Source organism: Pseudomonas sp. 22515 (assembly GCF_052044625.1).
In the GTDB taxonomy this organism is placed as follows: Bacteria; Pseudomonadota; Gammaproteobacteria; order Pseudomonadales; family Pseudomonadaceae; genus Aquipseudomonas; species Aquipseudomonas alloputida.
Genome location: NZ_JBQENN010000007.1, coordinates 33,892 through 55,223 on the forward strand (window position 1 = coordinate 33,892; position 21,332 = coordinate 55,223).

The 21,332-nt window shown below is 62.8% G+C and carries 19 protein-coding genes and 1 tRNA gene; 8 read left to right on the forward strand and 12 right to left on the reverse strand.

Features of this window, described 5'->3' with window-relative positions:
- Position 1 precedes the first annotated feature (1 nt).
- Positions 2-1,348: an NfeD family protein gene (locus ACTJJN_RS08755; protein WP_011953197.1), complete on the reverse strand. Its 1,347-nt coding sequence runs from the start codon at positions 1,346-1,348 to the stop codon at positions 2-4.
- Positions 1,349-1,446: 98 nt separating this feature from the next.
- Between ACTJJN_RS08755 and ACTJJN_RS08760 the strand changes: the two genes are divergently transcribed.
- The 3 genes from ACTJJN_RS08760 to ACTJJN_RS08770 all read left to right on the forward strand — a co-directional run bounded on the left by ACTJJN_RS08760 (position 1,447) and on the right by ACTJJN_RS08770 (position 2,917).
- Entirely contained in the window at positions 1,447-1,905 is a 459-nt protein-coding gene (locus tag ACTJJN_RS08760) for an aminoacyl-tRNA deacylase (RefSeq protein WP_003255874.1), read from the forward strand.
- Between the two features lie 61 nt (positions 1,906-1,966).
- Entirely contained in the window at positions 1,967-2,209 is a 243-nt protein-coding gene (locus ACTJJN_RS08765) for a DUF2789 domain-containing protein (RefSeq protein ID WP_011953198.1), read from the forward strand.
- A gap of 69 nt (positions 2,210-2,278) precedes the next feature.
- Positions 2,279-2,917 carry a hypothetical protein gene (locus ACTJJN_RS08770; RefSeq protein ID WP_003255871.1) on the forward strand — a complete coding sequence of 213 codons (639 nt, stop codon included), beginning with the start codon at positions 2,279-2,281 and terminating at the stop codon, positions 2,915-2,917.
- A gap of 6 nt (positions 2,918-2,923) precedes the next feature.
- On the opposite strand, the gene ACTJJN_RS08775 is transcribed toward ACTJJN_RS08770, so the two are convergent.
- The 3 genes from ACTJJN_RS08775 to ACTJJN_RS08785 form a co-directional block, all read right to left on the reverse strand.
- On the reverse strand, positions 2,924-3,361 hold the full coding sequence (locus ACTJJN_RS08775; protein ID WP_003255870.1) for a CBS domain-containing protein: 438 nt from the start codon (positions 3,359-3,361) through the stop codon (positions 2,924-2,926).
- Positions 3,362-3,525: 164 nt separating this feature from the next.
- Entirely contained in the window at positions 3,526-5,256 is a 1,731-nt protein-coding gene (locus ACTJJN_RS08780; RefSeq protein WP_041168251.1) for a dipeptidase, read from the reverse strand.
- 162 nt (positions 5,257-5,418) lie between these two features.
- Positions 5,419-5,495 (reverse strand) — tRNA-Arg (locus ACTJJN_RS08785).
- A gap of 45 nt (positions 5,496-5,540) precedes the next feature.
- Between ACTJJN_RS08785 and ACTJJN_RS08790 the strand changes: the two genes are divergently transcribed.
- The 4 genes from ACTJJN_RS08790 to ACTJJN_RS08805 all read left to right on the forward strand — a co-directional run bounded on the left by ACTJJN_RS08790 (position 5,541) and on the right by ACTJJN_RS08805 (position 10,263).
- On the forward strand, positions 5,541-5,744 hold the full coding sequence (locus tag ACTJJN_RS08790; RefSeq protein ID WP_223817421.1) for an aryl-sulfate sulfotransferase: 204 nt from the start codon (positions 5,541-5,543) through the stop codon (positions 5,742-5,744).
- Between the two features lie 219 nt (positions 5,745-5,963).
- A complete protein-coding gene (gene gabD / locus ACTJJN_RS08795) occupies positions 5,964-7,406 on the forward strand; it encodes an NADP-dependent succinate-semialdehyde dehydrogenase (RefSeq protein WP_003255867.1) in 1,443 nt (480 codons plus the stop codon).
- Between the two features lie 182 nt (positions 7,407-7,588).
- Complete coding sequence (gene gabT, locus ACTJJN_RS08800; protein ID WP_003255866.1) at positions 7,589-8,866, forward strand: 4-aminobutyrate--2-oxoglutarate transaminase; 1,278 nt, start codon at positions 7,589-7,591, stop codon at positions 8,864-8,866.
- Between the two features lie 137 nt (positions 8,867-9,003).
- A complete protein-coding gene (locus ACTJJN_RS08805; protein ID WP_003255865.1) occupies positions 9,004-10,263 on the forward strand; it encodes a response regulator in 1,260 nt (419 codons plus the stop codon).
- Between the two features lie 102 nt (positions 10,264-10,365).
- Here ACTJJN_RS08805 and ACTJJN_RS08810 read toward each other — a convergent pair whose 3' ends face one another.
- Together ACTJJN_RS08810 and desA are read right to left on the reverse strand one after the other, a co-directional pair.
- Positions 10,366-11,394: a GGDEF domain-containing protein gene (locus ACTJJN_RS08810; RefSeq protein ID WP_003255864.1), complete on the reverse strand. Its 1,029-nt coding sequence runs from the start codon at positions 11,392-11,394 to the stop codon at positions 10,366-10,368.
- Positions 11,395-11,493: 99 nt separating this feature from the next.
- Positions 11,494-12,678, reverse strand: coding sequence for a delta-9 fatty acid desaturase DesA (desA, locus tag ACTJJN_RS08815; protein WP_004576383.1), 1,185 nt, complete (start codon positions 12,676-12,678; stop codon positions 11,494-11,496).
- 146 nt (positions 12,679-12,824) lie between these two features.
- On the opposite strand from desA, the gene dibA reads away from it, so the two are divergent.
- Positions 12,825-14,720 carry a phosphodiesterase DibA gene (dibA, locus tag ACTJJN_RS08820; protein ID WP_011953200.1) on the forward strand — a complete coding sequence of 632 codons (1,896 nt, stop codon included), beginning with the start codon at positions 12,825-12,827 and terminating at the stop codon, positions 14,718-14,720.
- Between the two features lie 27 nt (positions 14,721-14,747).
- Here the strand turns inward: dibA and ACTJJN_RS08825 are convergent, their stop codons facing one another.
- The 6 genes from ACTJJN_RS08825 to ACTJJN_RS08850 form a co-directional block, all read right to left on the reverse strand.
- On the reverse strand, positions 14,748-15,392 hold the full coding sequence (locus tag ACTJJN_RS08825) for a methionine ABC transporter permease (RefSeq protein WP_003255861.1): 645 nt from the start codon (positions 15,390-15,392) through the stop codon (positions 14,748-14,750).
- On the reverse strand, positions 15,382-16,491 hold the full coding sequence (locus ACTJJN_RS08830; RefSeq protein WP_014861477.1) for a methionine ABC transporter ATP-binding protein: 1,110 nt from the start codon (positions 16,489-16,491) through the stop codon (positions 15,382-15,384). The genes ACTJJN_RS08825 and ACTJJN_RS08830 overlap by 11 nt, the downstream gene beginning before the upstream one ends.
- A 1-nt stretch (position 16,492) precedes the next feature.
- Complete coding sequence (locus tag ACTJJN_RS08835; protein WP_440781203.1) at positions 16,493-17,293, reverse strand: MetQ/NlpA family ABC transporter substrate-binding protein; 801 nt, start codon at positions 17,291-17,293, stop codon at positions 16,493-16,495.
- Positions 17,286-18,671 carry an LLM class flavin-dependent oxidoreductase gene (locus ACTJJN_RS08840; RefSeq protein ID WP_440781204.1) on the reverse strand — a complete coding sequence of 462 codons (1,386 nt, stop codon included), beginning with the start codon at positions 18,669-18,671 and terminating at the stop codon, positions 17,286-17,288. The genes ACTJJN_RS08835 and ACTJJN_RS08840 overlap by 8 nt, the downstream gene beginning before the upstream one ends.
- Positions 18,671-19,852 (reverse strand): SfnB family sulfur acquisition oxidoreductase, encoded by a 1,182-nt coding sequence (locus ACTJJN_RS08845; RefSeq protein WP_011953204.1) that lies wholly within the window; start codon positions 19,850-19,852, stop codon positions 18,671-18,673. Before ACTJJN_RS08845 ends, ACTJJN_RS08840 begins: the two co-directional genes overlap by 1 nt.
- Before the next feature lie 142 nt (positions 19,853-19,994).
- Complete coding sequence (locus ACTJJN_RS08850; protein WP_014755021.1) at positions 19,995-21,236, reverse strand: SfnB family sulfur acquisition oxidoreductase; 1,242 nt, start codon at positions 21,234-21,236, stop codon at positions 19,995-19,997.
- Between the last annotated feature and the right edge of the window lie 96 nt (positions 21,237-21,332).

Genomic DNA, 21,332 nt, shown 5'->3' on the forward strand with positions numbered 1-21,332 from the left:
GTCATTCTCCTTGCGTCGCTGGGGCGGCGGCGCTCACTTCCAGCATCACGCCATGGCGCGCGGTCACCCGTACGTTCTGGCCAGTTTGCAGCGGCGTTGCGCACTGCACCTGCCATTGCTCGCCCTGAGCCAGCACGACACCACAGAAGGGGTCGCTTGCCATCACCTGGGTGACGGTGACCAGGCTGCCGACCAGGCCGGCGTCGCCGCTGACCAGTGCCCGTCGGCGGGCCTTGAGGGCCATGCCCAGCACGCCACCGATCAGGAGTGCCGAGAGCAGCGCCAAGGTGCCGATCAAGGCCAGCGGGATGCCGAAACCGGGGGCGTCGGTGTCGATCAGGATCAACGCGCCGACCACAAAGGCAACGATGCCGCCGAAGCCGACCACGCCGAAACTGGGCAAGAAGGCTTCGGCGATCATGAAGGTGATGCCAAGCAGGATCAGCGCCACCCCGGCAAAACTCACCGGCAATAGCTGCAGCGCATACAGCGCCAGCAGCAGGCAGATACCACCGACCACACCGCCCACCGCAGAGCCGGGGTTCATGAATTCGAACAACAGGCCGTAAACGCCGATCATGATCAGGATCAGCGCTACGCTGGGGTTGGTGATTACCGCCAGAACCCGTGTGCGCCAGTCCGGCAGGTGCTCGACCACGCTGGCGCCTGCGGTCTGCAACTGGCGTGGCTGGCCGGCCACCTGGAGCGTTTTGCCGTCGAGCTTGCGCAGCAGGTCAGGCAGGTCATCGGCCACCTGATCGATCACGTTCAGCCGCAAGGCCTCGCTGGCGGACAGGCTGACCGCCTCGCGCACGGCCTTCTCCGCCCAGTCGGCGTTGCGGCCGCGCATCTGCGCCAGGCCACGGATGTAGGCGGCGGCGTCGTTGACCTGTTTGCGTGCGAGGGTTTCATCGTCGCCGCCTTTGGCTTTGTCGTCACTGGGCGTGCCAGGCGGGCCGCCGATCCGCACTGGCGTGGCAGCACCCAGATTTGTTCCGGGCGCCATCGCCGCGACATGGCTGGCGTAGAGAATATAGGTGCCGGCGCTGGCGGCACGGGCGCCGCTGGGGGCAACGTAACTGGCGACGGGTACGGTGCTGGCGAGAATCGCCTTGATCATCTGGCGCATGGCACTGTCCAGCCCGCCCGGGGTATCCATGCGGATAACCACCAGTTGCGCGCCTTGCGCCTGGGCCTGGCTGAGGCTGCGCACCAGGTAGTCGGCGCTGGCTGGGCCGATGGCGTCGTCGATGCCCAGCACCCACACCGCGCCGGGCGCTGCCTGGCCACCTGGCGTGATGCCAAGCAACAACAGCAGCAACAGCCAGCGCCAGCAGCGGGCGATCACCTGTCGTCACCTCATTTGCGCGTATTACACAAGTTTAGCCCCGACCACCCGTACCCGGCCTAAAATTGAGAATTGGGGGGCGAAACCGGAGGTGCATCATGCGTATGGCAAAGACCCTGCAGGCCCGCCTGGACAAGGCCAACTGCGACTACGACATCATTCCCCACCCACATTCGGCCACCAGCCTGGAGTCGGCCCGAACGGCCGGCGTGCCCGCCGAGCGGGTCGCCAAGTCGGTGATGCTCGATGACCGTCATGGCAACTACATCATGGCCGTGCTACCGGCCAACCGGCACCTGGACATGACCAAGGTGCGCATGTCCGGGGCCTGGCATCTGACCCGTGAAAGCGGTCTGCCGAGCCTGTTCAATGACTGCGAACGCGGAGCCGTGCCGGCCCTTGGCGATGCTTACCAGATAAAAATGCTGCTCGACCCGAGTCTTACCCGCCAAGGCGATGTCTACCTGGAGGCGGGTGACCACGATCACCTGATTCACATGAGCATGGAGCAGTACATGAAACTGGTGCCGCACGCCGAAGTGCGCGAGCTGTGCTGATGTTTTCAAACCAATGCCAGGCAGGCGTCGTGGACGGCTTGCCTGGCGCTAAGGAGGAACCATGGAAGCGCCGATCCATCCCTTTGCCGAACTGTTCAAGCAGCTGGGCTTGCCCGACGATCCCACGAGTATCGATCAGTTCATCACCAGCCATTCCCCGCTGAAGAACGAAATCAGGCTGGTGGATGCGCCGTTCTGGACCGACTCTCAGCGGGCATTTCTCCAGGACAGCATCATTGAAGATTCCGATTGGGCCGTGCCCTTCGATCAACTCAACGAAGCCTTGCGCCGCCCCCGAAAATAAAGCGCCGAGCGGCACCTGACGAGTGATCGGCCGTTGCTATGCTCAGGAAAACAATAAGGGGATAGCGCGATGAAAGATCCCTACGCACCAGGTTTCTGGTGTTCCGTGACGATCCTGGGCACCCTGACGGCCAGTTACTTCTATGGCATCAGACAGACGCAACAGATGAACCAGGCCGTGCATTTCCTGTACGCCGCTGCCGCAGTCACTGTAGCGGTTGCACTGGTGGCGCTGACATGGATCGCCTGGCAGCAGTTGCGCCTGAACAAGCGCGAAGTGGTGCAGGGGCGAACGTTGCTGACCATCTGGAATACCAAGGTTGCGCTACGCCGCGTCGAGACGGTTTTCGACCGTTATTTCTGGGGCAGCTACTGGCATTCGGGGCGTACCTTCGAAGAGGTCATGGGCGAGCTCAGGGGCACTCCGCTGGAGCAGAGCCTGGATGCGCTGAAGCGCCAGTGCCGGGTGCTCGACCGCGAAATCCATGACCGCCATCACCACTGGCTGGCCAACGCTCGCGACCTGTCCAGCGTGGCCCAGGCGATGGCCCGTGAACGCTACCAGCTGGACCTCGGCGAGCCCACGCACAGCGGCCACGGCAATACGGCAGTGCTCAACCGTGACCTGGAAGTGCTGGTGTACACCTGGTCGGCGCGCTTGCGTAGCTTCGACCATCAGCTGGACGAACTGGAGCGCGCCTACCATTGAGGCGCTTCATTCGCCGCGGATGTACTGCTCCATTTGCTTGATCAGGCTCGCCTGTTCGTCAATGGTTTCCTTGACCAGGTCGCCGATCGACAGAAGGCCGAGCAATCTGCCGTTGTCGACCACCGGCAGGTGACGCAGGTGCCGGTCGGTCATCAGGTTCATGCAGAAATCGAGCTTTTGCTTGGGATCCACAGTGACTACCGGTGCGCTCATGATTTCGCGTACCGGCGTAGCGGCGGAAGAGCGGCCCTTGAGGACCAGTTTGCGCGCGTAGTCCCGCTCACTGACGATGCCCACTACCTGGCCACCCTCGACCACGGGCAGTGCACCGATGTTTTTCTCCGCCAGCAGTTTCAGGGCGTCGAGCACCGAGTCATCCGGGCCGATGGTGTACACGGTCTGGTGCTGGGACTTGGTCTTGAGGATTTGTTCGACGGTCTTCATACGGGCCTCTGCGGGTGAAAAAAGCACTGTCTCGGTGTAACTAAAGCATCCGGTACGGCGCTCTGCACGGCAATGCAGGAAACGGCATGGAGGCGATTGAAAAACGTCATGGCTGTTCGCTTGTAGGGGCCTTTTNAAAGCCGCGAAGAGGCCGGTACTGCCGATCAAAGCTTCGGCATCTGCCCGATCCGCGCCACCATTTCGCTCACCACCTGCAAGTCCAGCATGAACTGCTCCACGGTCTTGAACTCGTTGTCGTTGTGCCCGGTGTACTTCACGTCCGGCATGGCCAGGCCGAACTGGACGCCGTTGGGCAGGTCGTGGACCGAAGTCGCACCGGCGGACGTGCCGAACTCATGCTTCATCCCCAGGTTCTCGGTGGCCACAGCGAGCAGGGCCTTTACCCATTCGCCTTCAGGGTTGCGGTACATCGGCTCGTCCAGGCTGTAATCGAACGCCACCGAGGTGTTGCTTTGCCGGGTCCATTTACCCAGTTTGTCGGCCAGCTCGTCCTTGATCGTGGCGATCGGCTTCCCCTTGGGAATGCGCAGATTCACCGCCAGTTTCAAGCCTTTGTCATCCACCCCGACAAAGGTCAGCGAGGTGGTCAGCGGGCCCATGAACGGGTCCTTGAAGGCCACGCCGAGCGTGTTGCCCAGGTAGTCCAGGCCCCAGTTTTCGGCGGCGTAGCGGGCCGCGTCGGTAAAGTGGTTGTGCTTGAGCGACACCTGCTGGCCGAGGCCATTGATGAAGTCGAGCATACGCGCCACCGGGTTGATGCCGGATTCCGGCTCCGAAGAGTGTGCGGAAACACCGGTCACGGTGAGCAAGACTTGCTTGCCGTCGGCCTTGGCGTCGATGCTGAAGTCGCTTCCATGCTGCTTCACATATCTGGCACCGGCTTGCTGCAGGTGCTTGACCAGCTGTGCCGGGTTGTCAGAAATCAGGGTCGCAACCGAAGTTGTCGGGATCTGGTTGGTGGCCAGGCCACCGGTCAGGTTGACGATCTCGGCACCCTTGCCGCTGGCCGGGCGCTTGGTGAAGCTGGCCATGACCGTGCCGTAGCCTTTCTCGGCAATCACTACGGGGTAGCCGCCGTCGAGGGCCAGGTTGTAATCGGGCGTAGGGTTGCGCTCAAAGTAGTAGGGGATGGCATCACCGCTGGTTTCTTCGGTGGTGTCGATCAGCAGCTTGAACTGCCGGGCGAGCGGCAGGTTTTCGTCCTTGGCCACTTTCAGCGCATACATCGCCACCACGATGCCGTTCTTGTCGTCTTCGGTGCCGCGGCCGTACATGCGGTCACCCACCAGGGTGACCTTGAACGGGTCCAGGCGCGTACCGTCGGCCAGCTTCCAGTTGTCCGGGTTGACCGGCACGACGTCAGCGTGGGCATGGATACCGATCACTTCCTTCCCGCTGCCCAGCGAGATCTCGTACACCCGGTTGTCGATGTTGCGGAAGGCCAGGCCGAAGCGGTCGGCCAAGGCCTTGATCTTGTCGGCGATCTTGAGGAATTCAGGGTTTTCGTACTGCGGTGTACCCTCGACGTTGAAGGTGGGGATGGCTACCAGTTCACGCAGGGTTTCGGTAGCGGCTTTGCCATACTTGATGCGGGTATACAGGCCGAGCAGGCGGTTGATCTCGTCTTGTTGCTCGGCGGCCAATGGCTTGTTGGCCAGGTAGGCGTCGACGGTTGCCTCGAGGTTGTCGGCCTTGCCCAGGGCGCTGCCTTTGAGCTTGCCGAGGAATTGCCTGAAATCGCTTGGGTCGCTGCCGTCGAAGGCTTTGACGATAGCTGCGGACTGCTGCTGGGTGAGGTTGGCTTGGGCAGGCTGGGTGAACAGGCCAATGCCGGCCAGCAGCAGGGTGGTGGCGGTGAGTTTTTTCAACTGCATGGTTGTGCGCATTCCTTTGCCAATCATTGTTATGGGTTACCCGTTCGGAGAACGGGAAGACGCCCACGCTAACATCAATGACCCGTGGCACGGGAGTACCAGAAAGGTGACATGGCGCACAAACGAAAAAGCCCCGGGCTCAGGCCCAGGGCTTTCTTGATATGGCGCACTCGGCGGGATTCGAACCCACGACCCCTGCCTTCGGAGGGCAGTACTCTATCCAGCTGAGCTACGAGTGCAACGCGCACGCATGATACCCATCTGTATCGTTGACGTCCATCGCCTTGATCTGTAGCTGTTTTTACCGTGTTGGCTGTGCAGATCCCCGGGGCCGGATACACGACAATACCGATCAAACTGTCGGCCAGGGTGGAACCGGCCGTAACTGGACCCGCGTCAATGCCGTCGACTACGCTGCCGATGGCGACAGCATCATCGTTTCAGCTCACCATCAGGGTGTGTTGAACATTGGCTTTGACAAGCAGTGAAACGAATTTTGGCATCGCCCCGAGTCCGGCCGCAGCATCGTCTACCCTTCAGCGGCCTTTCTGCGGGCGATTTCAGATGGGCTGTTCAACCATTCGTTCTTTTTTTCGAACAGCCTATTGTCCAACACCCCAGCAGCCGCTTAGCATTCGTTTGAGATTTCAAACGCTCGATGCCCTGCCTTGGGCGCTTTTCAACAATCAACAATTCGGGAAGCCGACATGCAGCTCAAAGACGCTCAGTTGTTCCGCCAGCAAGCCTATATCAATGGTGAGTGGCTGGATGCGGACAACGGCCAGACCATCAAGGTGACCAACCCGGCCACCGGCGAAGTCATCGGTACCGTGCCGAAGATGGGCACCGCGGAAACTCGCCGTGCTATCGAAGCCGCCGACAAGGCCCTGCCGGCCTGGCGTGCCCTGACTGCGAAAGAGCGCTCGGCCAAGCTGCGTCGCTGGTTCGAACTGATGATCGAGAACCAGGACGACCTGGCTCGCTTGATGACCACCGAACAGGGCAAGCCACTGGCCGAAGCCAAGGGCGAAATCGCCTACGCGGCCTCGTTCATCGAGTGGTTCGCCGAAGAAGCCAAGCGCATCTACGGTGACACCATCCCAGGCCACCAGCCAGACAAGCGCCTGATTGTCATCAAGCAGCCAATCGGCGTTACCGCGGCCATCACCCCGTGGAACTTCCCGGCCGCCATGATCACCCGTAAAGCCGGCCCGGCCCTGGCCGCTGGCTGCACCATGGTCCTCAAGCCGGCTTCGCAAACCCCATACTCCGCTCTGGCCCTGGTCGAGCTGGCCCACCGTGCCGGCATCCCGGCTGGCGTGCTGAGTGTGGTGACCGGCAGCGCCGGCGAAGTTGGCGGCGAACTGACCGGCAACTCCCTGGTACGCAAGCTGTCCTTCACCGGCTCGACCGAAATCGGTCGCCAGCTGATGGAAGAATGCGCCAAGGACATCAAGAAGGTTTCCCTGGAGCTGGGTGGCAACGCCCCGTTCATCGTGTTCGACGACGCCGACCTGGACAAGGCGGTCGAGGGCGCGATCATCTCCAAGTACCGTAACAACGGCCAGACCTGCGTCTGCGCCAACCGTATCTACGTGCAGGACGGCGTCTACGACGCGTTCGCCCAGAAGCTGGCCGCTGCAGTTGCCAAGCTGAAGATCGGTAACGGCCTGGAAGAAGGCACCACCACTGGCCCGCTGATCGACGGCAAGGCTGTCGCCAAGGTCCAGGAGCACATCGAGGACGCCGTCAGCAAAGGCGCCAAAGTGCTGTCCGGTGGCAAGCTGATCGAAGGCAACTTCTTCGAGCCGACCATCCTGGTTGACGTACCGAAGACCGCTGCTGTCGCCAAGGAAGAGACGTTCGGCCCACTGGCGCCGCTGTTCCGCTTCAAAGACGAAGCCGAAGTCATCGCCATGTCCAACGACACCGAGTTCGGCTTGGCCTCGTACTTCTACGCCCGTGACATGAGCCGTGTGTTCCGTGTCGCCGAAGCCCTGGAGTACGGCATGGTGGGTATCAACACCGGCCTTATCTCCAACGAAGTGGCGCCGTTCGGTGGTATCAAGGCTTCGGGCCTGGGCCGCGAAGGTTCCAAGTACGGTATCGAGGACTACCTCGAAATCAAATACCTGTGCATCAGCGTCTGATAGCACGGTAAAGGCTTTACCTCTGCCAGCGGGGCGCGAGAGCGACGTCTCGCTGGCCTTTTTTACATTGCAGTACCTGGTGGCCAGGGCGTTCACGACAGTCGATCAACGAATACTGTTCGCGAGCACTCCCAGCCGCCCCCGAATAAAAGCGCCATTCCTGTCGGCGCAATGAGGGCATTATGAGCAAAACCAACGAATCCTTGATGCAACGTCGTGTAGCTGCCGTCCCACGTGGCGTCGGCCAGATCCACCCGATCTTCGTCGACACCGCGAAGAACTCGACCGTGATCGACGTTGAAGGCCGCGAACTGATCGACTTCGCCGGCGGCATCGCAGTACTGAACACCGGCCACCTGCACCCGAAAGTGGTTGCAGCCGTGCAAGAGCAGCTGACCAAGGTCAGCCACACCTGCTTCCAGGTGCTGGCTTACGAGCCCTACGTAGAGCTGTGCGAAAAGATCAACAAGCTGGTCCCAGGCGACTTCGACAAGAAGACCCTGCTGGTCACCACCGGCTCCGAAGCCGTTGAAAACGCCGTCAAGATCGCCCGTGCTGCCACTGGCCGCGCTGGCGTCATCGCCTTCACCGGCGGTTATCACGGCCGTACCATGATGACCCTGGGCCTGACCGGCAAGGTCGTGCCGTACTCCGCTGGCATGGGCCTGATGCCAGGCGGCATCTTCCGCGCCCTGTTCCCGAGCGAACTGCACGGTATCAGCGTTGACGACGCCATCGCCTCGGTCGAGCGCATCTTCAAGAACGACGCCGAGCCGCGCGACATCGCCGCGATCATCCTCGAGCCAGTACAAGGCGAAGGCGGCTTCCTGCCAGCGCCGAAAGAGCTGATGAAACGCCTGCGCGCCCTGTGCGACCAGCACGGCATCCTGCTGATCGCCGACGAAGTACAAACTGGCGCTGGCCGTACCGGCACCTTCTTCGCCATGGAACAGATGGGCGTTGCGCCTGACCTGACCACCTTCGCCAAATCCATCGCTGGCGGCTTCCCGCTGGCCGGTGTGTGCGGCAAGGCCGAATACATGGACGCCATCGCGCCTGGCGGCCTGGGCGGTACCTACGCGGGTTCGCCGATCGCTTGCGCCGCAGCCCTGGCCGTGATCGAAGTGTTCGAAGAAGAAAAACTGCTGGACCGCAGCAAGGCTGTGGGTGAGCGCCTGACCGCCGGCCTGCGCGAAATCCAGAAGAAGTACCCGATCATCGGCGACGTCCGTGGTCTGGGCTCGATGATTGCCGTCGAAGTCTTCGAGAAAGGCACTCACACCCCGAACGCAGCTGCTGTTGGCCAGGTTGTCGCCAAGGCTCGTGAAAAGGGTCTGATCCTGCTGTCTTGCGGCACCTACGGCAACGTCCTGCGTATCCTGGTTCCGCTGACCGCCGAAGACGCGCTGCTGGACAAAGGCCTGGCCATCATCGAAGAGTGCTTCGCTGAAATCGCCTGATGTGACGCGCTTCAGAAAAAACCCGCCTCGGCGGGTTTTTTTATGCCCAGATAAGCCATGTGGCGCTATGGTTATCGGAGGATTGGCTTTGGAAGCTGCGACGGACTGTGTGTCAGGGTATTCAGGAGTAGTTGGTGATGAGCGCTGCAGCCCCCACCCCACCAAGCGTACTGATTGTAGAAGGCGATCCTTGGGTACGGGACATGCTCAGCGAGATGCTGCTCAGCGTGCGCTGTGACGCCCGCCTGCAGGTATGCGCTGACGGCGCGCAGGCGCTCAGTGCCCTGTCCAGCAAGCCGGACCTGATCATCGCTGCCCGCGAGCTGGCCGGTGTCGACGGCCTCGACCTGCTGCGCAAGGTGCGCGCCAAAGGGCCAGGGGTGCCGTTCATTCTCATGAGTAACCGCAATGACAGCGCCAGTGTGCGCGAAGCGCTGCCCCTGCACCCCACGGCTTACCTGAGCAAGCCACTGAACCTGGATAACCTGCGCAAGCGCCTGCAAGAGTTGCTGCTGGCTGTTGGCGAGGAGATTGCCTGCCCGGTACCGGCGTTGCAGGCGGGAGCCAGCCTGCCAGCCTACCTTGAGCAGCGCCGCGCTACCGCCGATGGCGGGCCGCTGCTGGCCGATGTGCAGGTAGCGATCAATCGAGCGCTGAACCCTCAGGGCCTGAACCTCAGGGTGCTCGAAGAGGAGGTGCGTAACGACCCGCAGGTGACGGCGGTGCTGATCGCTGCCGCCAATAGTGCGGCATTGCACCGTGAAGCCCCGGTGCAGACGTTGCTGCAGGCCCTGAACAAGCTTGGCAGTACCCAAAGCATGAACCTGATCCTGGGCATGACCCTCAAGCGCAGCGCACGCCTCAGCGACCCACTGTTGGCAGAGCACGCAGCCCGTTACTGGGACCTGTCACTGCACACTGCCGAATATGGCCGCACCTTGGCGCGCATGCTCGAGCTGGACGAGGGCCGTTGTTATTGCGCGGGCTTGCTGCATTGCCTGGGCGACCTGGCGGTGTTGCGCTGCCTGCAAGAGTGGCGGTTGGCCGGGGGAGACCTGGACGAGCGCAATGTGCAGCAATCGCTGGAAGAGTTTGGTGCGGCGTTCGGCTCGGCGCTGCGTACTCGCTGGCGTTTGCCGCTGGCACTGCGCGAGTTGATCGCTGCGATCTACCAGTTGGGCGGTGGCGTTTACTCGCGGGAGATCCTGGCCATGAACCTGGCTGGGCAGTTGTCGCGGCTGCCGGCTGGGCAGGGGCTGGAGAAGGTGGCCAGCGGCAAGACGGCGCGCCTGCTCAAGCTTGGCCTGCCGGAGCTGAGGCGGTTGCGCAAAGAGGAGAACCCGGAAGTAAAACCGCAGGAAGAACCGCCGGTGGCTGGGGCCGAAGTTTCCAGCTGAGATTCGGGGGCCACATTGCGGCCCTTCGCGGGCTTGCCCGCTCCCACAGGTGTGGCGCCGGGCCCGCGAATACCGGCCAAAGCCGGTGCCCTTGCCGCCTGATCAGCCGCGGACTATCTGGTTCTTGCCCTGCCGCTTGGCCTGGTACATTGCCGCATCGGCCCGCGCATACAGGCTGTCCAGCGCCACATCCTCATCGGTCAGCTCGGTCAGCCCCTGGCTCACCGTCACCCCGTACGTCTGCTGGCCATGGCTGAAGCTCAAGTGCTGAATCTGCCGTTGCAAGCGCTCGGCAATCTGCTCCGCGACCTGGGCGTTGCAGCCCGGAAACACCGCCGCAAATTCTTCGCCGCCAATGCGTCCGAACAGGTCGCCCCGGCGTAGCACGGCCTTGCCGCTGTCGGCGATGTGTTGCAGCACCTGGTCGCCTTCCTGGTGGCCATAGCTGTCATTGATGCGTTTGAAGTCGTCGATATCCAACAGCAGGAAAGCCAGCGGTGTACCGTCCTCGCGTGCACTGTCGAAGGCTTGCTGGGCACATTCGAAAAAGTGCCTGCGGTTACTGCTCTGGGTCAGCACGTCGGTGGTGGCCAGGCGCTGCAGTTCGCCTTCAAGCTGCTTCTTCTCGGTGATGTCTTCGGCGATACCGACAATGATTACCCGGTCGCCATCGTGCTGCTGGTTGATGTAGCACTTGTCGCTCAGCCAGCGCAGTTGCCCATCGGCATTGAGGATGCGGTACTCGCGGTCTTCCACCGCGCCCTTGAGCAGTACCTGGGCCAGGCTACGCTCGGCGAACTCGAGGTCGTCGGGGTAGATGCTGTCACGCCATTCATTGTAGTCAGCCAGCACCAGGCTGACCGGGCGGCCGAAGATGCGCTCGTAGGCTGGGCTCACGTACAGCACCTGACGGGTTTCCCAGTCGAAGGCCCAAAGCACTGCGTTGACGCTGTCGAGCAACGAGCTGAACAGCTGATCACGCTCACTCAGGCGGGCAACCTCACCTTGGGCGTGGAGCAACGCCAGTAAAGTCTGGGCAGCTTCGGGAGGAGGGGTGCCGGGGAAAATCGTTGGAATGTTCTTGGCCATGTGCACGGAGCAGGTCTCAACGTGAAAGCGTGCGGCCAACATCCGGCCCGCCACGCAGGCGATATTCCGGATTCGAGTGGAGAGGCGGGGGCGAAGTTCCGAACGGCACGCCCCGTTGCGGGGCGTGCCGATCAACGGCGGTCAGGCGCCGGTCGGACGCAGCGAGTAAGTCTTGAGTTGTGCTGCGAAGTCGCGCAGTGCCTGGATGCCGCTGGTTTCGGCCTCGTGTACCCAGTCTTTCATGGCAGCCAGCATGTCGTGGCCGTTGGCACTGGTGCGCGCCCAGATCTGCTGCAGGGCCAGGCGTTTTTCGTAGATGGTTTTCAGTGCCTGGCTGTGCGCGAGCATGGACTCGATGCGCACGTGGTGGCGGTCTTCCAGCAGGCTGGTTTCGCGCGAGAGCAGCCGTTTGGCACGGCGGAAGCGGTAACGCACCGAGGCGTCGACACGGGCCAGTTCCTGTTTCACCAGCGGGCCGATCACCAGCTTGCGGTACTGGGCCATGATCTGGAAGCGGTTGTTGAGGATGGCCATGGCGGTGTCCATGTCCAGGCTGGCCTTGCCGGCCACCCGGTGGGCGATGGGCGCCACGCGCTGCACCTTGGCCAGACGCAACAGGCAGAACAAGCGGATCCACGCCCAGCCCATGTCGAACTCCCAGCGTTTGACCGAGAGCTTGGCCGAGTTGGGGTAGGTGTGGTGGTTATTGTGCAGTTCTTCACCGCCGATGATGATGCCCCAGGGCACCAGGTTGGTGGCGGCGTCGCGGCATTCGAAGTTGCGATAGCCCAGGGCATGGCCCAGGCCGTTGACCACACCGGCGGCCCAGAACGGAATCCACATCATCTGCACCGCCCAGATGGTGATGCCCAGGGTGCCGAACAGCAGCAGATCGATCACCGCCATCAGTGCGATGCCGCCCAGTTTGTAACGCGAGTACAGGTTGCGCTCAATCCAGTCATCCGGGCAGTTCTTGCCATAGATGCGCAGGGTTTCGGGGTTGCGTGCCTCTTCACGGTACAGCTCGGCACCTTTGCGCAGCACCGTGCCCAGGCCCTTGTACACCGGGCTGTGCGGGTCGTCGGGGGTTTCGCACTTGGCGTGGTGCTTGCGGTGGACGGCGGTCCACTCACGGGTGTTCTGCGCCGTGGTCAGCCACAGCCAGAAGCGGAAGAAGTGCTTGAGCGCGCCGTTGAGCTCCAGGGCCCGGTGCGCGGAGTAGCGATGCAGGTAGACCGTGACGCTGACAATGGTCACGTGGGTCATCAACAGAGTGATGCCGACCAGTTGCCAGGCCGACAGGTCGAGCAGGCCGTTATACCACATAGGTGCAAATACCCTCGAAATGCAGGGGGAAGGGCTGATTATCCCTTGGCGGGGAAATAAAACCAGTCAACCGTTGAGATAGGAGGTCACGACATGTTTCAGCCTTTATAATGCCCGCTCCTTTTTGATGGCCTTTCCCACCCGACATGTCTGTTTCCGTTCGCGACGCCTTGCGCATGGCTGCGCTGTATGTGGTGCTCTCGATCCTCTGGCTTGCGCTGGCGGAGGTGATGCTGCACAGCATGACTGACGACCCCTTGGCATTGACTGTGGGGCGGCAGATCAACGTGGTGGTCTGGGTGCTGCTCAGTGCCGTGCTGATCTACGTGTCGCGTGTGCGCCTGCTCAATTTCATCGGCCATGGCGCGCGTTTGCGTTGCGAAGACCGTGAACGGCTGCGCATGGCTGCCGCGGTGTTCGACAGTACCCTCGAGGGTGTGCTGGTGACCGACCGCCAAGGCCTGATCGTGCACGTCAATCGTGCCTTCATGCGCATCACCGGCTACCAGCAGGATGAGGTCATCGGCCAGCGCCCGAGCAAGTTCAAGTCGGGCCGCCATGGCCTGGCCTTCTACCAGGAAATTTTTGCCACCCTGGCCGAGAAGGGCGAGTGGAGTGGTGAAATCTGGAACCGGCGCAAAAGCGGGGAAATCTACCCGCAGTGGCAGACCATTTGCGCCATTCGTGATGACGAAGGTGAGCTCAGCCATTACGTGGCGGTGTTCAGTGACATCAGCGCCATCAAGCATTCGGAACAAGAGCTTGCCTACCTCGCCCACCACGACCCGCTGACCGGCCTGCCCAACCGCCTGCTGTTTACCGACCGGGTGGAGCAGGCATTGGCGGTGGCGCAGGCCAACAAGCGCGGTTGCGCCCTGTTGCTGCTGGACCTGGATCATTTCCAGAGCATAAACGACGGCCTGGGCCATACCATTGGCGACCAGTTGCTGAAGCTGGTAGGCGAGCGTCTGGGAGAGGTGTTGGGTAACGGCATGACCCTGGCGCGTCTGGGCGGCGACGAGTTCGGCGTGCTGGCCGAGAACTGCCAGCAGGTTGGCCAGGCGGGCAAGCTGGCGCAATGCATCATCGAGCGCATGCGTGAGCCGTTTCAGTTCGAGGGCAATCGTCTGTTCATCAGCGCCAGCGTCGGAATCAGCCTGTTCCCCAGCGATGCCTTGAGTGCCGAGCAGTTGCTGCGCAATGCCGACTCGGCGTTGTACAAGGCCAAAAGCAACGGTCGGGCCTGTTATGCGCTGTACACCGAAGAGCTGACCGCCCACGCCCAGCATCGGGTCGAGACCGCCGCCGAATTGCGTCGGGCCCTGGAGCAGGATGAACTGCGGGTGTACTTTCAGCCGGTACACGACTTGGCGACGGGCCGGCAGGTCGGGGTCGAGGCGTTGGTGCGATGGCAGCACCCCGGGCGCGGCCTGGTACCGCCGAGCGAGTTCATCCCGATTGCCGAACGCACCGGCCTGATTGCCGAGATCGATACCTGGGTGCTGCAACAGGCCTGTCGGCAAATGGTGCAGTGGCAGGCTGAAGGCCGGCAGCTGGCATTTGTTGGGGTGAACATCTCCAGTCGCCTGTTTGGCCAGCATGAGCTGTATCGGCAGATAGCCGAAGTGCTGCATGACACCGGCCTGGCCCCGGCCTTGCTGGAGCTGGAAGTGACCGAAAGCGCGGTGATGGAAGACCCTGAGGTGGCGCTGGAGCAACTGCACCGCTTGCGCGAACTGGGGGTGACCCTGGCCATCGACGACTTTGGCACCGGGTATTCGTCACTGCTGCGGCTCAAACGTTTGCCGGTGCAGAAATTGAAAATCGACCAAGGGTTTGTGGCTGGGTTGCCAGTGGATGAAGACGACATCGCTATTGTGCGGGTGATCATCGCCTTGGCCCGTAGCATGGGTATGCAGGTGCATGCCGAGGGCATCGAGCAGACGGAACAGGCCAGCTTCCTGTTGCAGGAGGAATGCCAGTTGGGGCAAGGGTACTGGTTCGGGCGGCCAGTGCCGGCTGAGGATCTTCGCTGGGATTGAGAGCGGGCTGCAAAGCAGCCCTGGATTTCAGCGCTTGTTCAAACCCTTCGCCAGGCGGTCCCCGCCCAGCTGGATCAACGCCACTAACGCTACCAGCATGGCGATCACGGTCAGCATGATCTGGCTGTCGAAACGCTGGTAGCCATACCGATAGGCGATATCCCCCAGCCCGCCGGCACCAATCGCCCCGGCCATCGCCGACGAGTTGATCAAGGTCACCAAGGTTATGGTGAAGCCCCCGACGATCCCCGGCAGTGCCTCGGGCAACAGTACATGCCAGACGATGTGCCAGCGCCGGCAGCCCATGGCCTGTGCGGCTTCCACCAGACCATGGTCGACCTCACGCAGGCTGACCTCGGCAATCCGCGCAAAGAACGGTGTGGCGGCAATGGTCAGCGGCACCACTGCCGCCCACACACCATAAGTGGTACCCACCACCAGGCGGGTGAAAGGAATCAGCGCAACCATCAGGATCAGAAACGGAATCGAGCGGAACAGGTTGACGAAGGCGCCCAGCACCCGGTTCAGCAGCCGCGCCTCGAAGATCCCACCCTTGTCGCTGGTGACCAGCAGTACCGCCATGGGTACACCCACCAGCAGGGCGATCAGTGACGAAACCCCAACCATCAGCAGCGTATCAAGCAAGCCTTCCAGCAGGCGATCAAACCACATGGCCCAATACCTCCACGTCCTCGGCCCAACGGCGGGCACGTTCCAGCAATTGATGGGTGTCGTGCGGCGAGTGTTGCACCGAGAGGATGAGTTGCCCCAAGGCATGTTCGCCGATGGTTTCCACGCCGCCCTGCAGCAAACGCACACGCCCGCCCAGGTCGTTGAACAGGGCAGACAGCTCTGGCTCGCCAAGCACCGTCAGTTTCAGCACTACGGCGCTGTTGCCGCTCGCCGGGTGGGCCTGGAGGCTGGCTTGCAGTGCGGCGGGTAGCTTGGCCTGCAAAGGGGCGAGCAGGGTGCGGGTAACCTCGTGACGAGGTGAACCAAACACCCGCCAGACCTCGCCCTGCTCGACCACTGCGCCGCGTTCCAGCACCACAACCCGGTGGCAGATGTCGCGAATCACCGCCATTTCGTGGGTGATCAGCACGATGGTCAGGCCCAGGCGCTGGTTGATATCGCGCAGCAGCTCCAGGATCGAGGCGGTGGTTTCCGGGTCCAGCGCCGAGGTGGCCTCGTCGCACAGCAGGATCTCGGGGGTGTGCACCAGTGCCCGGGCAATGCCCACGCGCTGTTTCTGCCCGCCGGACAGTTGCGCCGGGTACACGTGATGTTTTTCCTGCAGGCCGACCAGTTCCAGCAACTCGCGCACCTTGCGCTGGCGTTCGGCTTTTGCCACGCCGGCGACTTTCAACGGCAACTCGACGTTCTGCCACACGGTCTTGGCCGACATCAGGTTGAAGTGCTGGAAGATCATGCCGATGCGCCGGCGCAGGGCCACAAGCTGGTCCTCATCGAAAGGCGCGATATCCACCTGGTCGATCAATACGCGGCCCTGGCTGGGTTGCTCCAGGCGGTTGATGGTGCGCAGCAGTGATGACTTACCGGCGCCGCTGCGGCCGATGATGCCGAAGATCTCGCCATGGCGGATGTTCAAGTCGATGCCTTGCAAGGCCGGTTGCGCCTGGCCCGGGTAGGTCTTGCCCAGGCCGATGAAGCGCACGTGGGCTTCATTGACCTCGGGGCGCAGGGCCTGTTCCCTGGCCATAGGCGGCAGTGCTTGGGGTGTAGGCGCCCTGAGCGCGCTGGCCTGGCTCATGTCAGCCTTCCCAGCCGGCTTGGTAGAGCTTGCCGTGAGCTTTGTTCAACGCAGCGCGCACCACTGGCGAATGCTGGTAGATGTCGACGAACTTGGCCAGGCGTGGGTCGTCCTTGCTTTGCGGGCGAATGACGAACTGGATCACGTATTCCTTGTTTTCCAGCCCATCGAACAGCAACGCCGAGGTGGCATCGAAGGTGTTGGCCAGGCGGATGTAGGCCGGGTAACCCTGCACCAGGTCGGCGTCGTCGTAGGCGCGTACCAGTTGCACCGCCTCGACCTGAAGGATCTTCAACTTTTTCGGGTTGGTGAGGATGTCATCCTCGGTGGCCTTGTAGCCCACGCCGGGCTTCAGGGTGATCAACCCGGCCTTGGCCAGCAGCAGCAGGCCACGGCCGCTGTTGATCGGGTCGTTGGCGATGGCCACGCTGGCGCCTTCAGGCAGCTCGGCAAAGCTTTTGTACTTTTTCGAGTACAGGCCAACGTTGTTGATGATGCCCGGGGCGTAAGGCACAAGGTTGAAGCCTGCAGCAGCCTTGGCGTTTTCCAGGAACGGGATGTGCTGGAAGTAGTTCACGTCGATGTCGCCGCTGTTGAGGCTGACATTGGGCGCAATCCAGTCGCTGAACTCGATCAGCTTCACTTCCAGGCCTCGCTTGTGGGCTTCTTCCACCGCGGCTTCCAGCGGAATGGCAAAGGCCGAGGTGGTGCCGATCTTCAACGGCTCGGCAGCAAGGGCACCGGCGCACAGGCCGAGGGTGATGGCAATGGCCGCGACGGGCCGGAACAGTTTCTCAAGCATGGTGCAGGGCTCCAGTCGGGGTAGGGGTAAAGCGGTAAGCCGAGCCAGGGTGGTCGGCGGGTAAGTGCGGGTGGTCGGTATGAAACAGTTTTTCGCGCAGGGTGCCTTCGGTGTAGGCCGTCTTGTAGCGGCCACGCAGCTGAAGTTGCGGGATGACCAGCTCGACGAAGTCCTCGAAGCTCTCCGGGGTGACGGTGCGGGTCAGGTTGAAACCGTCCAGGCCGGTTTCATCGATCCACGCGATCAACTGCTCGGCCACCTGTTCAGGCGCGCCGACCAGGGTTACGTAGCGGCCGCCCAGGGCGTGCTGTTGCAACAGGCGCCGGCGCGTCCAGGCGTTGTCTTGCAACTGGCGCGTGGCTGACTGGATGGCGTTGCCCTGGCTGAAGGCAATGGGTTCGTCCAATTCATAGGCGGCGAAGTCGATGCCAGTGGACGCGGCGAAGTGCGCGACGCCCGCTTCGGCGCTGGCGTGGCGCAGGTACTCGGCGTGTTTGGCCTGGGCCAGTTGCTCGGTGGCCGCAACGATCACCGTGATGCCCATGAACACTTTGACTGCCTGCGGGTCGCGGCCGGCGGCCTGGGCGGCCGCGCGAACCTTGTCGACCTGGGCGCGGGTGGCTGCCTTGTCTTGGCCACTGATGAACACGCATTCGGCATGGTTGCCGGCGAAGGCCAAGCCACGCGGCGAGCTGCCGGCCTGGAACAGCACCGGGGTGCGCTGCGGTGAGGGCTCGCACAGGTGGTAGCCTTCGACCTTGTAGAACTCGCCCTGGTGCTGAACCTTGCGCACCTTGTCGGGCGTGGCATAGACGCGATGCTCGCGGTCGGCGACCACTGCGTCGTCGGCCCAGCTGCCTTCCAGCAGCTTGTACAACACCTGCAGGTATTCATCGGCCTGGTCGTAGCGGCGATCATGCGCCGGTTGCTGCGCCAGGCCCATGGCCCGGGCGGCGCTGTCGAGGTAGCCGGTGACAATGTTCCAGCCCACCCGGCCATTGCTCAGGTGGTCGAGTGTGGAAAGTCGCCGGGCGAACAGGTACGGCGCCTCGTAGGTGAGGTTGGCGGTAAGGCCGAAACCCAGGTGACGGGTGACCGCAGCCATGGCGGAGACCAGCAGCAGCGGGTCGTTGACTGGCAGCTGGATCGACTCCTTGAGGGTGACGTCCAGTGACTGGCCGTAGATGTCGTAGGTGCCGACGATGTCGGCAATGAAAAGCCCGTCGAACAGGCCGCGCTCCAGCAGGCGTGCCAGGTTGGTCCAGTAGTCCAGGGTCTTGTACTGGGTTGAAGTGTCCCGTGGGTGGGTCCACAGACCGTGGTTGATGTGCCCGATGCAGTTCATGTTGAAGGCATTGAGCAGAATCTGCTTGGCCATCAGATGGTCCCCCGGCGCGGCGGGTTGGCATCGTTGAGGTAGTAGTTGCCGATGGCGTGGTACTTCCAGCGCACCGGATCGTGCAGGGTGTGCACGCGAGCGTTGCGCCAGTGGCGGTCGAGGTTGTGTTCGGCCAATGTTGCCTGGCTGCCGCCCAGTTCGAACAGGGTGGTACCGGCGGTGAGGGAAATTTCGGTGCTGATGGCGCGTGCTTCGGCCACGGCAATGGAGGCGGCGGCCACGTTGTCGGCAGTGCTGTCGTCGCGGGCGCGGTCGAGGTATTCGCCTGCGCGCTCCAGCAGGGCTTCGGCCGCATGCAAGCGGACCGCCAGATGGCCGAAGCTTTTCAGCGTCAGCGGGTCATCCGTGGCCTTGTCCAGGCCGGAGTCGACCCACGGACGGCTGCGGGTGCGCACGAAGTGCAGGGCGTCTTCATAGGCGGCGCGGGCAATACCGGTGTCGATGGCGGCATGGAGGATCTGCGCCAGCGGGCCGACCGGGGTGGGGCGCTCGAAGGCGCTCTGGAACGGCACCACGTCCGCTGCGCTGACGTACACGTTATCGAACACCACCGAACCGCTGCCGGTGGTGCGCTGGCCGAAGCCGCTCCAGTCGTCGATCACCTGCAGCCCCTGGCTGTCGGCCGGGACGAAGGCCAACTGTTGTATACCTTGTTCATCCACGACCGAGGTTGGAATGCGCTGGGCATAGATGGCGCCTGTGGAATAGAACTTGCGCCCGTTGATGCGGAAACCGTCGCCGTCACGGCTCAGGCGGGTGGTGCGCTCGTGGGCGGTCTTGGTGCCCAGCTCAGCCAGGGCATTGCCGAAACGGCGGCCGGCCAGCACCTCGGCGTACAGGCGCTGTTGCTGTTCGGGGCTGCCGTTTACCCGCAGCACTTCCAGACCGTAGAAATGATTCTGCGGAATCTGCCCGAGCGAACCGTCGGCCTGCGCGATACGGGCGATGACCTTGGCCAGGGTGACGTTGGATACGCCGGCACCGCCGAAGGCTTTGGGCACGCTGATGGCCCACAGGCCGGAGCGGGTGAACAGCTCGAGTTCGGCCAGCGGCAGGCGGCGCTCGCGGTCGCGCAAGGCGCTGTCGCGGCGCAGTTGTTGGGCGATGTCTTCGGCGACGGCCAGGGCTTGGGCGTCGCTGGTGATGATAGCGATTGTCATGGAGTTCTCCGGGGGGCCGCTTTGTGGCCCTTCGCGGGCTTACCCGCTCCCACAGGTGAAGTGATGCCCGTTCAGGCGGTGGCAATCCTGTGGGAGCGGGCAAGCCCGCGAAGGGCTGCGCAGCAGCCCCAAAGGCAGCAAATCAGATCCAGGAATGCCGTGCAGGCAGGGTGCCATTAAGGTGGTAAGCGCCCACCGCGTGGTACTTCCAGCGCACCGGGTCGTGCAGGGTGTGCACCCGAGCATTTCGCCAGTGGCGGTCGAGGTTGAACTCGGCAAGGGTGGCGCGGCTGCCGGCCAGCTCGAACAGCTTTTCGCTGGCCTGCAGGGCAATTTCGGTAGTCAGCACCTTGGCCTCGGCCACCGCAATCGAGGCACGTGCCGCACTGGCTGCGTCGATAGGCGCAGCGTTGACCTCGTCGAGTACCCGAGCAGCTTTGCGCAACAGCGCTTCGGCGGCGTGCAGCTCGAGTTTCAGGCGGCCGATGTCGGCAATTACATAAGGGTCGTCACTGGCACGGTCGACGTTGGCTTCAATCCACGGCCGGGACTTTTCGCGCACGAAGGTGATCGCATCATCGATAGCTGCTTCGGCGATGCCAGCATCGATCGCCGCCTGGATCAGCTGCGAAGCGGCGCCCTGAATGTTGGGGATATCGCGCTGGCGCCAGTTGTCGATTACCAGTTCCGCGTCCACCGGCACCTGGTCCAGCAGCACGGTACCGCTGGCGGTGGTGCGCTGGCCGAACCCGGACCAGTCATCGACAATGCGCAACCCCGGGCTGCCCCGGCGCACGAATGCCAGGCGCTGGCGGCCTTCGTCGTCGAGGGCTTTTACCGCCACCCAATGGGCGAACAAGGCACCGGTGGAGTAGAACTTCTCGCCACTTATGCGGTAGCTGTCGCCGGCGCGCGTGATTCGGGCCTTGAGGGTGAGGGTATCCCTGGTGCCACGCTCAGGCCCGGCATTGCCGATGCGCCAGCCGTCGAGCACGCTGCGAAAGATCCGCGCTTGCTGCGCCTCGCTGGCCGTCAGGCGCAGCAGTTGCAGCATGCCGAACTGGTTCTGCGGGATCTGCCCCAGGGCGGGGTCGGCGGCGCTGATCAGGCGGAACACTTCGGCGACCGTTGCGAACGATACGTCGGGGCCACCGTAGGCCTTGGGTACGCTGATGCTGCCCAGACCGCTGCGGGTAAACAGTTCGATTTCGGCCCAGGGCAGTTTGCGTTGCTGGTCGCGCCGGGCAGCTTGCTCACGGGCGACCTTGGCCAGTTCGCGGGCCGCTTGCAGGGCTTCGGCGTCGTTGCGCAGTACCTTGGCCGGCAGCAGCGGGGGCGAGCTGTCGAGATCGCTATGGAATTGGGTGTTGGCTTGGCTGGGCATCAGTGCCGCTCCTTGGCTGCACTCAATGCCCTGGCGTTACGCACTGGGGTGATTGTGATCCTGACCATTCCTGACCTCACAAAATAGTTATGTCGC

Coding starts and splice junctions, on each gene's coding strand:
- ACTJJN_RS08760 (WP_003255874.1), top strand. CDS start 1,447: ATGCGTATGGCAAAGACCCTGCAGGCCCGCCTGGACAAGGCCAACTGC.
- ACTJJN_RS08765 (WP_011953198.1), top strand. CDS start 1,967: ATGGAAGCGCCGATCCATCCCTTTGCCGAACTGTTCAAGCAGCTGGGC.
- ACTJJN_RS08770 (WP_003255871.1), top strand. CDS start 2,279: ATGAAAGATCCCTACGCACCAGGTTTCTGGTGTTCCGTGACGATCCTG.
- ACTJJN_RS08775 (WP_003255870.1), bottom strand. CDS start 3,361: ATGAAGACCGTCGAACAAATCCTCAAGACCAAGTCCCAGCACCAGACC.
- ACTJJN_RS08780 (WP_041168251.1), bottom strand. CDS start 5,256: ATGCAGTTGAAAAAACTCACCGCCACCACCCTGCTGCTGGCCGGCATT.
- gabD (WP_003255867.1), top strand. CDS start 5,964: ATGCAGCTCAAAGACGCTCAGTTGTTCCGCCAGCAAGCCTATATCAAT.
- gabT (WP_003255866.1), top strand. CDS start 7,589: ATGAGCAAAACCAACGAATCCTTGATGCAACGTCGTGTAGCTGCCGTC.
- ACTJJN_RS08805 (WP_003255865.1), top strand. CDS start 9,004: ATGAGCGCTGCAGCCCCCACCCCACCAAGCGTACTGATTGTAGAAGGC.
- ACTJJN_RS08810 (WP_003255864.1), bottom strand. CDS start 11,394: ATGTTGGCCGCACGCTTTCACGTTGAGACCTGCTCCGTGCACATGGCC.
- desA (WP_004576383.1), bottom strand. CDS start 12,678: ATGTGGTATAACGGCCTGCTCGACCTGTCGGCCTGGCAACTGGTCGGC.
- dibA (WP_011953200.1), top strand. CDS start 12,825: ATGTCTGTTTCCGTTCGCGACGCCTTGCGCATGGCTGCGCTGTATGTG.
- ACTJJN_RS08825 (WP_003255861.1), bottom strand. CDS start 15,392: ATGTGGTTTGATCGCCTGCTGGAAGGCTTGCTTGATACGCTGCTGATG.
- ACTJJN_RS08830 (WP_014861477.1), bottom strand. CDS start 16,491: ATGAGCCAGGCCAGCGCGCTCAGGGCGCCTACACCCCAAGCACTGCCG.
- ACTJJN_RS08835 (WP_440781203.1), bottom strand. CDS start 17,293: ATGCTTGAGAAACTGTTCCGGCCCGTCGCGGCCATTGCCATCACCCTC.
- ACTJJN_RS08840 (WP_440781204.1), bottom strand. CDS start 18,671: ATGGCCAAGCAGATTCTGCTCAATGCCTTCAACATGAACTGCATCGGG.
- ACTJJN_RS08845 (WP_011953204.1), bottom strand. CDS start 19,852: ATGACAATCGCTATCATCACCAGCGACGCCCAAGCCCTGGCCGTCGCC.
- ACTJJN_RS08850 (WP_014755021.1), bottom strand. CDS start 21,236: ATGCCCAGCCAAGCCAACACCCAATTCCATAGCGATCTCGACAGCTCG.